At 70.6% G+C, this 12,455-nt stretch carries 12 protein-coding genes; 7 read left to right on the forward strand and 5 right to left on the reverse strand.

Going from position 1 to position 12,455, the window contains the following annotated elements:
• The first annotated feature begins 41 nt into the window (after positions 1–41).
• Positions 42–896 carry a VTT domain-containing protein gene (locus M8H82_RS24335; RefSeq protein WP_250077097.1) on the forward strand — a complete coding sequence of 285 codons (855 nt, stop codon included), beginning with the start codon at positions 42–44 and terminating at the stop codon, positions 894–896.
• 34 nt (positions 897–930) lie between these two features.
• Here the strand turns inward: M8H82_RS24335 and M8H82_RS24340 are convergent, their stop codons facing one another.
• Both M8H82_RS24340 and M8H82_RS24345 read right to left on the reverse strand, forming a co-directional pair.
• Entirely contained in the window at positions 931–2,598 is a 1,668-nt protein-coding gene (locus M8H82_RS24340) for a threonine/serine exporter ThrE family protein (RefSeq protein WP_250077099.1), read from the reverse strand.
• Between the two features lie 106 nt (positions 2,599–2,704).
• The gene (locus tag M8H82_RS24345; RefSeq protein ID WP_030599677.1) at positions 2,705–3,196 is read right to left on the reverse strand and encodes an inorganic diphosphatase; all 492 of its coding nucleotides are present in this window, start codon (positions 3,194–3,196) and stop codon (positions 2,705–2,707) included.
• 79 nt (positions 3,197–3,275) lie between these two features.
• Between M8H82_RS24345 and dacB the strand changes: the two genes are divergently transcribed.
• From dacB to folE, 6 genes are all read left to right on the forward strand, one after another.
• On the forward strand, positions 3,276–4,844 hold the full coding sequence (gene dacB / locus M8H82_RS24350) for a D-alanyl-D-alanine carboxypeptidase/D-alanyl-D-alanine-endopeptidase (RefSeq protein WP_250077100.1): 1,569 nt from the start codon (positions 3,276–3,278) through the stop codon (positions 4,842–4,844).
• A 67-nt stretch (positions 4,845–4,911) separates the two neighbouring features.
• Positions 4,912–6,045 (forward strand): zinc-dependent metalloprotease, encoded by a 1,134-nt coding sequence (locus tag M8H82_RS24355; RefSeq protein ID WP_250077101.1) that lies wholly within the window; start codon positions 4,912–4,914, stop codon positions 6,043–6,045.
• A gap of 192 nt (positions 6,046–6,237) precedes the next feature.
• Positions 6,238–7,263, forward strand: a complete 1,026-nt coding sequence (gene tilS / locus M8H82_RS24360) for a tRNA lysidine(34) synthetase TilS (protein WP_250077102.1) — start codon at positions 6,238–6,240, stop codon at positions 7,261–7,263.
• 52 nt (positions 7,264–7,315) lie between these two features.
• Positions 7,316–7,876 (forward strand): hypoxanthine phosphoribosyltransferase, encoded by a 561-nt coding sequence (gene hpt, locus M8H82_RS24365; protein ID WP_250077103.1) that lies wholly within the window; start codon positions 7,316–7,318, stop codon positions 7,874–7,876.
• 218 nt (positions 7,877–8,094) lie between these two features.
• Positions 8,095–10,128 carry an ATP-dependent zinc metalloprotease FtsH gene (gene ftsH / locus M8H82_RS24370; RefSeq protein WP_250077104.1) on the forward strand — a complete coding sequence of 678 codons (2,034 nt, stop codon included), beginning with the start codon at positions 8,095–8,097 and terminating at the stop codon, positions 10,126–10,128.
• Positions 10,129–10,267: 139 nt separating this feature from the next.
• Entirely contained in the window at positions 10,268–10,873 is a 606-nt protein-coding gene (folE, locus tag M8H82_RS24375; protein WP_250077105.1) for a GTP cyclohydrolase I FolE, read from the forward strand.
• A 13-nt stretch (positions 10,874–10,886) separates the two neighbouring features.
• On the opposite strand, the gene M8H82_RS24380 is transcribed toward folE, so the two are convergent.
• Genes M8H82_RS24380 through folB form a run of 3 tightly spaced genes read right to left on the reverse strand, consistent with a single transcriptional unit; the run spans position 10,887 to position 12,400 of the window.
• Complete coding sequence (locus M8H82_RS24380) at positions 10,887–11,375, reverse strand: DUF3180 domain-containing protein (protein ID WP_250077106.1); 489 nt, start codon at positions 11,373–11,375, stop codon at positions 10,887–10,889.
• Positions 11,376–11,432: 57 nt separating this feature from the next.
• Entirely contained in the window at positions 11,433–12,044 is a 612-nt protein-coding gene (folK, locus tag M8H82_RS24385) for a 2-amino-4-hydroxy-6-hydroxymethyldihydropteridine diphosphokinase (protein ID WP_250077108.1), read from the reverse strand.
• Positions 12,041–12,400, reverse strand: coding sequence for a dihydroneopterin aldolase (gene folB, locus M8H82_RS24390; protein ID WP_250077110.1), 360 nt, complete (start codon positions 12,398–12,400; stop codon positions 12,041–12,043). Before folB ends, folK begins: the two co-directional genes overlap by 4 nt.
• Between the last annotated feature and the right edge of the window lie 55 nt (positions 12,401–12,455).

The raw sequence follows: 12,455 nt of genomic DNA on the forward strand, positions 1-12,455 counted from the left end.
CACCAGCCCCCGCCCGCCCCACCCCGCAGGAGCCACAACCCGTGACCACGCTTGCGCTCGGCCCCGAGTGGCTCAGCCCGGAATACCTCATCGAGGCCTTCGCGCTGCCCGGCATCCTTCTGATCGTCTTCGCCGAGTCCGGCCTCTTCGCGTTCCTGCCCGGTGACTCGCTGCTGTTCACGGCGGGTCTCTTCGTGGCCGAGGGGACGTACATCACCCAGCCCCTGTGGCTGGTCTGCACCCTGATCGTGCTGGCCGCCGTCATCGGCGACCAGGTCGGCTACATGATCGGCAAGTTCTTCGGCCCGAAGCTCTTCAACCGCCCCAACTCCAAGCTCTTCAAACAGGAGAACCTGGAGAAGGCGCACGAGTTCATGGAGAAGTACGGTCCGAAGGCGATCGTGCTGGCCCGCTTCGTGCCGATCGTGCGGACCTTCGCGCCCATCGTGGCCGGCGCCGGCCGGATGAAGTACCGCACCTTCCTGACGTACAACGTCATCGGCGGCATCGCCTGGGGCACCGGAGTCACCGTGGCCGGGTACTGGCTCGGCCAGATCGACTTCATCGCGAAGAACGTCGAGGCGATCCTCATCCTGATCGTCTTCCTCTCGGTCGTCCCGATCATCGTCGAGTACCTGCGCGAGCGCTCCAAGAAGAAGCGGGCGGCGGCCCAGGCCCCGGCCCGAGCGGCCCAGCCCCCGCACCAGCAGCACCCGCAGATGATGGACGACGCGACGACCCAGCTGCGCCGCATCGACCCGACCGACCAGCCCCCGCAGCAGCAGTACTACGGCCAGCAGCAGCCCTACGCCCAGCAGTACCCGCAGGGCTACGGCAACCAGCAGCAGTACGGCGGCCACCAGAACGACCAGTACCCGCCCAACCAGGGCTACTAGAACCGCCGGTGAGGGAAGCGGACCCGCGAGGAGCTCAGAACCCCCGGGTCCGCTTCGCCGCCTTGCGCCCCTCGCCGGCCCCGGCCGGGAGCCGCAGGAACAACCGCGAGATCTCCGACCCCAGGTTGACCCCGATCGCGATGGCCATGGCCAGGGAGGCCGCCGTCGCCAGCGACACCAGCCCCTTGTCGACCTCGTTCTGCGCGATGGACAGCAGCCCGAAGTACGTCGACGAGCCCGGCAGCAGCGGCCCGATCGCCGCGGTGGTGTACGGCAGCGCCGAAGCGAACCGGAACCGCGACAGCAACTGCCCGAACAGCCCCACCAGCCCAGCCGCCACGGCCGTGGAGGCGACCGGTGACAGGCCACCGGTGTAGTGCAGCGCCCCGTACACCGACCAGGCGACCCCGCCGTTCAGGGTCACCGCCAGCACGGTGGACCGTTCCTGCTGCAGCAGCACCGCGAACGTCAGCGACAGCAGCATCGAGGCGCCGATCTGCCACAGCGGCCGCTCGGAGATGTTCAGGGCCGCGTCAGGGTTCAGCTTGGCGCCCAGGTTCACGCCGAAGTACAGGATCACCAGCACCCCGGCGACGATCCCGACGAAGAAGTACATGACCTCCAGCAGACGCGCGGCGGCGGTGATGTAGAACCCGGTCAGACCGTCCTGCACCCCCGCCACCAGCGCCCGCCCGGGCAGCAGGGCGAACAGCCCACCGGTGATCACCGCGGACGCCTTCGCGTCCACGTGCGCGAGGTTCAGCGCGATGCCTATCGCGGCCGGCGGCATCGCGGCCACCATGAACTGGTAGAACTCCGGCAGCCCTCGCCCCGCGCACAGCCACGCCAGCCGGTCGCCGAGCATCGCGCCCACCGCGGCGGCGACGAACACGATCAGATCGCCACCGACCAGCACCGATGCGGCACCGGCCAGCAGTCCGCTCGCCGAGGTCAGCACCCAGGTCGGGTACGGGTGCCGGTTGCGGCGGATCTCCGCGAGCCGCCGGTAGGAGTCCTCCAGGGAGACATGGCTCTCCGGATCGCTGAGGTCGTCCACCAGCCGGAACACGGCCGCGAGCCGCGTGTAGTCGGTCCCGCGCCGCCGCACGGTCCGCGAGGCCGTCACCGGGTCGTCCACCAGCGACGGCTGGTAGGAGATCGACAGCAGCGTGAAGGTGACGTTCGGCTCGCAGCGGTCCAGGCCGTAGGACCGGCAGACCGCGAACATCGCCGCCTCGACGTCCTCCGCGCCCTCCCCGCCCGCCAGCAGCAGCTCGCCGATGCGCAGGGTCAGGTCGAGCACGCGCGGGACGGCCGGACCCTCGTCCTCGGTCTTCGCGATCCGCTCCGGCGCGGGCCGCTCGGTCACCGGCATGCGCAGCATCGTGCGCATCCGGTCCTGCCAGGGCACGTTCTTGGTCAGGCTGACCGCGGGCACCCCGGCCGCCGACGTGAAGGCGGGCGGCGCGTCCTTGGCGTGGTAGGTCCGCGGCGTACTGAACGCCGACTTCTCGGACTCGGCCCCCGGAGCCGGGCGCGTGTCCAGCCCGCGCGGCAGGGCGAACTCGGAGGTGGTCTCCGGCTCACCGCCGGACCTGGGTACGGCGAGCCCCTGGGGAATGGCGAACTCGGATGTGATCTCGGGGTCGAACGTGCCGGTCGCCTCGTCCGACGGCGGCTTGCGGTCCTCCGCGTCCGTCACTTGCGCAGCGCTCCCTGTACGACGCCTTCAGGCCAGGCTTCAGTATGCGCACACCCATGCCAAAGGGCCGCACGCGTCGCGTGCGGCCCGTCGGTGACCTGGGGACTCAGTGGCCGCCCTGGTCCTTGAAGCGCTTGTAGGACCGCTCGATCTCGGCCTCGGCCTCGGTACGGCCGACCCAGTCGGCGCCCTCGACGGACTTGCCGGGCTCCAGGTCCTTGTAGACCTCGAAGAAGTGCTGGATCTCCAGGCGGTCGAACTCCGACACGTGGTGGATGTCGCGCAGGTGCTCCACGCGCGGGTCGTGCGCCGGGACGCACAGCAGCTTGTCGTCGCCGCCGGCCTCGTCCGTCATCCGGAACATGCCGATCGCGCGGCACTGGATGAGGCAGCCCGGGAAGGTCGGCTCGTCCAGGATGACCAGGGCGTCCAGCGGGTCGCCGTCCTCGCCGAGGGTGTTCTCGACGAAGCCGTAGTCGGCCGGGTAGCTGGTCGAGGTGAAGAGGCGACGGTCCAGGCGGATCCGACCGGTCTCGTGGTCCACCTCGTACTTGTTCCGCGAACCCTTCGGAATCTCGATCGTGACGTCGAACTCCACCGGTGGCTCCTCCATGATCAACACATAGTTCTGGTGGTTAAGTGTCCCTCACGCAGGTGTGTGATCGCGAAAGGGGCTGGTGGTCGTGCCAGAGCTGAGACCTTGGCGGGCCGCGGGACCGCGGGTGACGCGGTTCGCGGACGCCGTACGACCGCGTCTCGCACGGGCCGTCACAGCCGGCCGACCGCGTGTCGCACGGCTCGGCCGAGCCGCCTCGGCGCAGGTCGTCAGCGTGAAGACCTGGCAGTACACCGCCGGCGCCGCCACCGTCGGCCTCGCGCTCGCCGTGGGTGCGGTGACCACCGCCGGTCCCTGGGACTCCTCGGGTCAGCGTACGGCCGAGCGGGACCGGGCAGCCGCCCAGGGACACACGGGTGGCGCAGATCACGGTCGTGATCCCGCTGCGGCGCCGCACGCCGCCCCCAGCGCCGCATCCGTCCTCAGCGGCCTCGGCGGCTCGGCCGGCGGGCTGAAGCTTCCCCCGGGCCCGAAGGCCCTGGCCGGCGTCCTGGACCCGCTCCTGGACACCTCCGCGCTCGGCGAGCGCCGCTCCGCCGCCGTCGTGGACGTGACCACCGGCAAGCGCCTGTACGACGCCGGCTCCGGCACCGCGCTCACCCCCGCCTCCACCACGAAGATCGCCACCGCCGCCGCGGCCCTGTCCGCCCTCGGCCCCGACCACCGCCTCACCACCCGCACCGCCCTGGAGGCCGACACCGGCGAGCTCGTCCTGGTCGGCGGCGGCGACCCCACCCTCACCGCCCACGAGGACGCCGAGGGCTGGGCGAGCCTGCGCGCCCTCGCCGCGGACACCGCCGCCGCCCTGAAGAAGGACGGCGTGCGCGAGGTGACCCTGTCGTACGACACCACCCTCTACGCGGGCGACGCGGTCCACCCGATCGGGGTCAACGACAACCTCGCCCAGGTCAGCGCCCTGATGGCCGACGAGGCCCGCACCGACGACTCCACCGGCGGTCCCGCGCCCCGCGCGGCGGACCCGGCGGCCGAGGCGTCCCGCACCTTCGCCGGCCTGCTCGAGGACCACGGCATCAAGACCACCTCCCCGGGCCCCTCCAAGGCGACCGGCCGCGCCCGGACCCTCGCCGAGGTCACCTCGCCGCCGCTCGCGGCCCTGGTCGAACGCATGCTCACCAACAGCGACAACGACATCGCCGAGGCTCTCGCCCGCCAGACCGCCGTCGCCACCGGCGAACGCGCCGACTTCGACGGCGCCGGCCGCGCCATCCGCGCCGAGCTCAAGAGGCTCGAAGTCCCCGTGAAGGGCGCCGACTTCAAGGACGGCAGCGGCCTGGACCGCGACGACCGCCTCACGGCCGACACCCTCACCGCCCTGCTGGCCAAGGCGGGCGACCCGGCCCACCCCGAACTGCGCCCGATCCTCACCGGCCTGCCCGTGGCGGGCTTCACCGGCACCCTGAGCAGCCGCTACACGGACGGCGCGGCAGGCGTCGTACGGGCGAAAACCGGCACCCTGACCGGGGTGAACGCCCTCGCCGGAACGGTCGTCGACCAGGACGGGCACCTGCTGGCCTTCGCCTTCCTGGCCACGGACACCACCGATCCGCAAGCGGCACAGTCGGCCCTGGACGCGGCGGCCACGGCCCTGGCGGCGTGCGGCTGCGGCTGAACCGGACCCGAGCGTGCCGACCGCCGACGCCCTGCCCCCAACGGCAGGGCTCACGTACGGTTGACGCATGACGAGCATCGGTGGTGCCGCAACTCCTGGGATGGTCGACTGGAATCTCGCGGTGGCGACCGCGACCCGGCTCATGCGGCCGGGCCCCGAGATCAGCCGCGAAGAGGCCCGAGCCGTCGTCGCGGAGCTGCGCCGGCACGCCAAGGCCTCGGAGGAACACGTCCGGGGCTTCACCCGGATGGGCACCGAGGAGACCCACGACACCCCCCTCCTCGTCGTCGACCGCCCCGGCTGGGTCCGGGCCAACGTCGCCGGCTTCCGGGAACTGCTCAAGCCGCTCCTCGACAAGATGCAGGAGCGCCGCGGCTCGGGCCCCGGCAACGCGGTCCTCGGCGCCGTCGGCGGCAAGGTCACCGGCGTGGAGCTCGGCATGCTGCTGTCGTTCCTCGCCTCCCGTGTCCTCGGCCAGTACGAGACCTTCGCGCCGCCCACCCGGGAGCTTCCCGCGGGCGCGAACGGCGGCGGGCGGCTGCTGCTCGTCGCGCCGAACATCGTCCACGTCGAGCGCGAACTCGGCGTCCAGCCCCACGACTTCCGCCTGTGGGTGACCCTGCACGAGGAGACCCACCGCACCCAGTTCACCGCCGTGCCCTGGCTGCGGGACCACCTGGAGGGCGAAATCCAGTCGTTCTTGGGGGAGACCGACGTCGACCCCATGACCGTCCTGGAGCGCGTCCGCGAGGCCGCCCAGTCCCTCGCCGGGGGCCGCCCCGAGGCCGAGGAGGACGACGGCGGACGCTCCTTCGTCGAGATCGTGCAGACCCCGGCCCAGCGCGAGATCCTCGGCCGCCTCACCGCCGTGATGTCCCTGCTGGAGGGGCACGCCGACTTCGTCATGGACGGTGTCGGCCCGGCCGTCGTGCCGTCCGTCGCGGAGATCCGCGAGAAGTTCCAGCAGCGCCGCGCCAAGGGCGCCTCCCGGCTGGACATGGCCCTGCGCAAGCTGCTCGGCCTGGACGCCAAACTCCGCCAGTACCGCGACGGGGAACGCTTCGTGCGGGCCGTCGTCGACGAGGTCGGCATGGACGGCTTCAACCGCGTGTGGACCTCCCCCAACACCCTCCCGACCAAGGCGGAGATCGCCAAACCGGCGGACTGGGTCACGCGGGTGCACCGCAAGGCCGAGTCGTGAACCTCCGTGCGAGGTCGTGAGACGAATCCGGCCGACGGCAGGCGAACGCCCCTTCAATCACCCGTCCGAGGGACCGTGAGCCATGGGTAGGCGTGCAATGCTCGGGGAACCGCCCGGTTCTGTCACCATCTACACACTCTGAGTGACCGAACCTCGGGCTCACCCCCGAGAACTCCATGAAGGGAACCGGACATGGGTCCCCATCCTGCGGTCGCGGCGATACGCCTGGCGGTCCGCCGCGTCCTCCACGACATCCTCAACGACCGACCGACCCCCACCGATCACCCCCCGCACGAGCGCCCGCCGTCGCCGCTCGTGCTCGTGGCGTGCTCCGGCGGCGCCGACTCCATGGCCCTCGCCTCCGCCCTCGCCTTCGAGGCCCCCAAGCTCGGCATCCGGGCGGGCGGCGTCACCGTCGACCACGGCCTCCAGCCCGGCTCCGACCTGCGCGCCGAGGAAGTCGTGCTGCGCCTGCGCGAACTCGGCCTCGACCCGGTCGAGGCCACCTCCGTCACCGTCGGCCGCGAAGGCGGACCCGAGGCCGCCGCCCGCGACGCCCGCTACGCCGCCCTCGACGCCGCCGCCCAGCGCCACGGCGCCACCGCGATCCTGCTCGGCCACACCCGCGACGACCAGGCCGAAACCGTCCTGCTCGGCCTCGCCCGCGGCTCCGGCATCCGCTCCCTGTCCGGAATGGCCGCGGTCTCGGGGGCCGGCGGCCGCTACCGGCGCCCCTTCCTGGAGATCGACCGGCAGACCGCCCGCCGGGCCTGCATGGTCCAGTCCCTGCCCGTCTGGGACGACCCCCACAACGCCGACCCCGCCTACACCCGCTCCCGCCTGCGCCACGAGGGACTGCCCGCCCTGGAGAAGGCCCTCGGCAAAGGCGTCGTGGAGGCGCTCGCCCGTACGGCCCAGCTCTCCCGAGACGACGCCGACGCCCTCGACGCCTGGGCCGGCCAGGCCGAGCGTTCCGTCCGGGATGCCGCGGGGCTGCTGGAGTGCGCCAAGCTCTACGCCCTCCCGCCCGCCGTGCGCCGCCGGATCCTGCGCCGCGCCGCCATCGAGGCGGGCGCCCCCGCCGGCTCGCTGTTCGCCCGGCACATCGAGGAAGTCGACCGCCTGATCACCGGATGGCGCGGCCAGGGGGTCATCAATCTCCCCGGCAAAGTCGTGGCCCAGCGCCAGGGTGGCAGACTGGTGATTCGGCAAGGCTGAATCCTTGCTCCCCGCCAAGGGGGGCGGACGGCCGGTAGGACGACCGAAAGTGATGCGGGTGGACGCGAACGACATGGGTGCCGACCTTCAGCAGGTACTCATCACCAAGGAAGAGATCGACGCGAAGCTCCTCGAGCTCGCCGCGAAGATCGACGCGGAGTACGCGGGCAAGGACCTGCTCATCGTCGGCGTCCTCAAGGGCGCGGTGATGGTGATGGCGGACCTCGCGCGGGCGCTGTCCACCCCCGTCACCATGGACTGGATGGCCGTGTCGTCCTACGGGGCGGGCACCCAGTCCTCCGGGGTGGTGCGGATCCTCAAGGACCTCGACACCGACATCAAGGGCAAGCACGTCCTGATCGTCGAGGACATCATCGACTCCGGGCTGACCCTGTCCTGGCTGCTGTCCAACCTCGGCTCCCGCGAGCCGGAGTCGCTCAAGGTGTGCACCCTGCTGCGCAAGCCGGACGCCGCCAAGGTCGCCATCGACGTCGAATGGGTGGGCTTCGACATTCCCAACGAGTTCGTCGTCGGCTACGGCCTCGACTACGCCGAGAAGTACCGCAACCTCCCGTTCGTCGGTACGCTCGCGCCCCACGTCTACGGCGGCTGACCCCGTGGCTCGGCCAGGCGCTGAGCCACAAGGGCGACGCCGGTAGGACGATCGGGAACCCCAGCGCGGTCCGCGCCGTTGGAGCATGCAGAGACGGGATTGCCGGCCGGCCGAGCGGCTCTGTGCGGCTTCGGGCCACAATGCTGGGGTACCGTCAGAAGAACTGTCTTATCAAACTCACTATGGCAGGAGGGACGGGGCGGCTCCGCTCCGTATGGATGGACGTGAAGCGATACTTCCGTGGGCCGGTCATGTGGATCGTGCTGGCCGTCCTTGCCGTGGTCGTGTTGATGCAGGTCGTCGGCTCGTCCGGCGGCTACAAGACGGTGGACACCGGCGAGGTCGTCCAGGCGATCAATGACAACAAGGTCGAATCAGCCAAGCTGACCACCGGCGACGAGCAGACCATCAAGGTCCAGCTCAAGGACGGCGTCAAGATCAAGGACAGCTCGAAGATCCAGGCGAGCTACATCGGCGACCAGGGCGCGACCCTGGCCAACACCCTGCAGACCAAGTTCCAGGACAAGCAGATCCCGGACGGCTACACGGTCTCGCCGACGAAGCAGAACGCCTTCGTGAGCATCCTGCTCTCGCTGCTGCCCTTCGTTCTCATCGTGGTCGTGTTCCTGTTCCTGATGAATCAGATGCAGGGCGGCGGCTCCCGGGTCATGAACTTCGGGAAGTCCAAGGCCAAGCTCATCACCAAGGACACCCCCAAGACGACGTTCGCCGACGTCGCCGGCTCCGACGAGGCGGTCGAGGAACTCCACGAGATCAAGGAATTCCTCCAGGAGCCCGCCAAGTTCCAGGCGGTCGGCGCCAAGATCCCCAAGGGCGTACTCCTGTACGGCCCCCCCGGTACCGGTAAGACCCTGCTGGCGCGTGCCGTCGCGGGCGAGGCCGGCGTGCCGTTCTACTCGATCTCCGGTTCCGACTTCGTCGAGATGTTCGTCGGTGTCGGTGCCTCCCGAGTCCGTGACCTGTTCGAGCAGGCCAAGGCGAACGCCCCGGCGATCGTCTTCGTCGACGAGATCGACGCGGTCGGCCGCCACCGCGGCGCCGGCCTCGGCGGTGGTCACGACGAGCGCGAGCAGACCCTGAACCAGCTGCTCGTCGAGATGGACGGCTTCGACGTCAAGGGCGGCGTCATCCTGATCGCCGCCACGAACCGTCCCGACATCCTCGACCCGGCCCTCCTGCGCCCCGGCCGCTTCGACCGCCAGATCGCGGTCGACCGCCCCGACATGCAGGGCCGTCTGGAGATCCTCAAGGTCCACCAGAAGGGCAAGCCGGTCGCTCCCGATGTCGACCTGTCCGCCGTCGCCCGCCGCACCCCGGGCTTCACCGGTGCCGATCTGTCCAACGTCCTGAACGAGGCCGCCCTGCTGACGGCCCGCTCGGACAAGAAGCTGATCGACAACCACATGCTCGACGAGGCCATCGACCGCGTCGTGGCGGGCCCGCAGAAGCGGACCCGGATCATGTCGGACAAGGAAAAGAAGATCACCGCGTACCACGAGGGCGGCCACGCCCTGGTCGCGGCGGCCTCCCCGAACTCCGACCCGGTCCACAAGATCACGATCCTGTCGCGAGGCCGTGCCCTCGGCTACACGATGGTCCTGCCGGACGAGGACAAGTACTCCACGACGCGCAACGAGATGCTGGACCAGCTGGCGTACATGCTGGGCGGCCGCGCGGCCGAGGAGCTCGTCTTCCACGACCCGACCACGGGTGCCGCGAACGACATCGAGAAGGCCACCGCCACGGCCCGCGCGATGGTCACGCAGTACGGCATGACCGAGCGCCTCGGCGCGATCAAGTTCGGTGGGGACAACACCGAGCCGTTCCTCGGCCGTGAGATGGCTCACCAGCGCGACTACTCGGAAGAGGTCGCCGCGCTGGTCGACGAAGAGGTCAAGAAGCTCATCGAGACCGCGCACAACGAGGCCTGGGAGATCCTGGTCGAGAACCGCGACGTCCTCGACAACCTCGTTCTCGCGCTGCTGGAGCGGGAGACGCTGGGCAAGGAGGAGATCGCCGAGATCTTCGCCACCATCGTCAAGCGTCCGCCGCGGCCCGCGTGGACCGGCTCCTCGCGCCGTACGCCGTCCACCCGTCCGCCGGTGCTCTCCCCCAAGGAGCTCGCACTGACGAACGGCGCCAACGGCTCGACCCCGGCGATCACCACCGCCAAGTCGACGGTCGCCGAGCCCATCCCGGAGCCCGCTCCCGAGGAGCGCCCGGAGAGCTGACCCGGGACCGGTGACCGCACCGGCCCCGGAATGGATGCCGCGTCCCCCTGGTTTTAGCCTGGGGGGCGCGGCATCGTCGTATGTCCGCAGTTCAGACGCGTGCCCCACACGCGCCACCCGCACAGGAACGAGGCACCACATGACCGACCCCGTGACGCTGGACGGCGAGGGCCGCGTCGGCGAGTTCGACGAGAAGCGCGCCGAGAACGCCGTGCGCGAACTGCTGATCGCGGTCGGCGAGGATCCGGACCGTGAGGGCCTGAAGGAGACGCCGGGACGGGTGGCCAGGGCGTACAAGGAGATATTCGCCGGCCTGTGGCAGACGCCCGAGGACGTGCTGACGACGACGTTCGACATCGGGCACGACGAGATGGTGCTGGTGAAGGACATCGAGGTCTACAGCACGTGTGAGCACCATCTGGTGCCGTTCCGGGGCGTGGCGCACGTCGGGTACATTCCGGCGACCTCCGGGAAGATCACCGGGCTGTCCAAGCTGGCCCGGCTCGTCGACGTCTACGCCCGCCGCCCTCAGGTGCAGGAACGACTCACCACGCAGATCGCGGACTCCCTGATGGAGATCCTGGAGCCGCGGGGTGTGATCGTGGTCATCGAGTGCGAGCACATGTGCATGTCGATGCGCGGCATCCGCAAGCCGGGCGCGAAGACGCTCACCTCGGCGGTGCGCGGACAGCTGCGGGACGCGGCCACCCGCAACGAGGCGATGAGCCTGATCATGGCGCGCTGACGCCGCTCGCTCGTCACGCGGCCGGTGCGGCTCCCGTGCCGTTGTGCTCGTCGTCCTCGGGGAGCTTGCAGACGCGCTCCAGGAAGATGGCCGCCGCTATGACGGCGATGCCCGCGACGACCGAGAAGCCGGCGTAGATGGCCTGGTCGCGGCGGGCGGGGATGTCGAGGACCTCCAGCAGGAAGACGCCCGTGCCGCCGTACATGCCCGCGACGAGGGCGGCGACCAGGGCGCTGGCCTGGCCGAAGACGACCGCTCGGGCGGCCATCAGGGGGTCGACGCCCTTGGCGCCCGGGCGGCGCTCGCGCTGCGCCTTGAGGCGGGAGCGGATCGACAGCGCCGTGGCGAGCAGGACCGCGGCGATCAGGGCGAGGACGATGGGGGCGGCCAGGGGGACGCTCGGCAGGGTCCCGATCGAGTTCCAGAGGCGGGCGCCCGCCCAGGACAGGACGCCGGCCACCACGAACACGCCGGCCAGCACCCTGATACGCAGCTCTCTCACGGTGTCCCTTCAGCTACCCCTGGCTCCCACGGACTGTGGTCGTCCTGACCTTAACGACTACTCGGGCAGTCGGAGTTCCAGATCCCCGCGAGCGGAGACGCCTTCCTGGGCGACGGTGCCGAGCAGGTCGGCCACCGCGCCGCGTCCGGGCAGCTGGGCCTCGGGTTCCACGTCGTGCCAGGGGGCGAGGACGAAGGCCCGCTCATGGGCCCGCGGGTGGGGGAGGGTGAGGGCCGGGTCGTCCGAGACGACGTCGGCGTAGGCGACGATGTCGACGTCGAGGGTGCGCGGCCCCCAGCGCTCGTCACGGACCCGGTGGAAGGCCTCCTCGACCGCCTGCGCGCGCTCCAGCAGCGAGGACGGGGGAAGGGTGGTCTTCAGGATCACGACCGCGTTGAAGTAGGAGGGCTGGCTGCCGGGCTGCACGCCCCACGGCTCGGTCTCGTAGACGGGGGAGACGGCCTTGACGCGCAGGCCCGGCGTGTCCTCCAGCGCGTCGATGGCGCCCTGGAGGGTCTCCAGGCGGTTGCCGAGGTTGGAGCCGAGGGAGATCACGGCGCGCTGCGGGTTGTGCAGGGTGGTGTCGGCGGCGTCCACCTTCTCGACGACGGAGGCGGGCACCGGCTGTACGGTCGGGTCGCTGGGACCACCGGTGAAGAACGCGGTCATACTCGGCTCCGGATGATGGTGACGGTCACGTCGTCGAAGGGGACCGTGATCGGCGCGTCCGGTTTGTGGACGCGGACCTCGACCTCCTGGACCCCTTCGTGCTTCAGACAGGCCTGGGCGATGCGCTCGGCGAGGGTTTCGATGAGGTTGACGGGCTCGCCCTCGACGACGGCCACGACCTCCTCGGCCACGATGCCGTAGTGCACGGTCTTCGTCAGGTCGTCGTCGGCTGCGGCCGGCCGGGTGTCCAGGCCCAGCACGAGGTCCACGATGAAGGTCTGGCCCTCCTCGCGCTCCTTGGGGAACACACCGTGGTGCCCGCGGGCCTTGAGGCCGCTCAGCGCGACACGATCCACGCGAATCACTCCTGCAATCGTCGGTGACGGCCGGTCTGAACCGTGTGCGGACGGC

It is taken from the genome of Streptomyces sp. YS415 (assembly GCF_023544665.1).
Lineage (GTDB): Bacteria > Actinomycetota > Actinomycetes > Streptomycetales > Streptomycetaceae > Streptomyces.

What these genes read in the sequence shown, in the direction of transcription:
- ftsH (WP_250077104.1), top strand. Translation starts at nt 8,095, where the DNA reads ATGGACGTGAAGCGATACTTCCGTGGGCCGGTCATGTGGATCGTGCTG.
- folK (WP_250077108.1), bottom strand. Translation starts at nt 12,044, where the DNA reads ATGACCGCGTTCTTCACCGGTGGTCCCAGCGACCCGACCGTACAGCCG.
- M8H82_RS24355 (WP_250077101.1), top strand. Translation starts at nt 4,912, where the DNA reads ATGACGAGCATCGGTGGTGCCGCAACTCCTGGGATGGTCGACTGGAAT.
- hpt (WP_250077103.1), top strand. Translation starts at nt 7,316, where the DNA reads ATGCGGGTGGACGCGAACGACATGGGTGCCGACCTTCAGCAGGTACTC.
- tilS (WP_250077102.1), top strand. Translation starts at nt 6,238, where the DNA reads ATGGGTCCCCATCCTGCGGTCGCGGCGATACGCCTGGCGGTCCGCCGC.
- folE (WP_250077105.1), top strand. Translation starts at nt 10,268, where the DNA reads ATGACCGACCCCGTGACGCTGGACGGCGAGGGCCGCGTCGGCGAGTTC.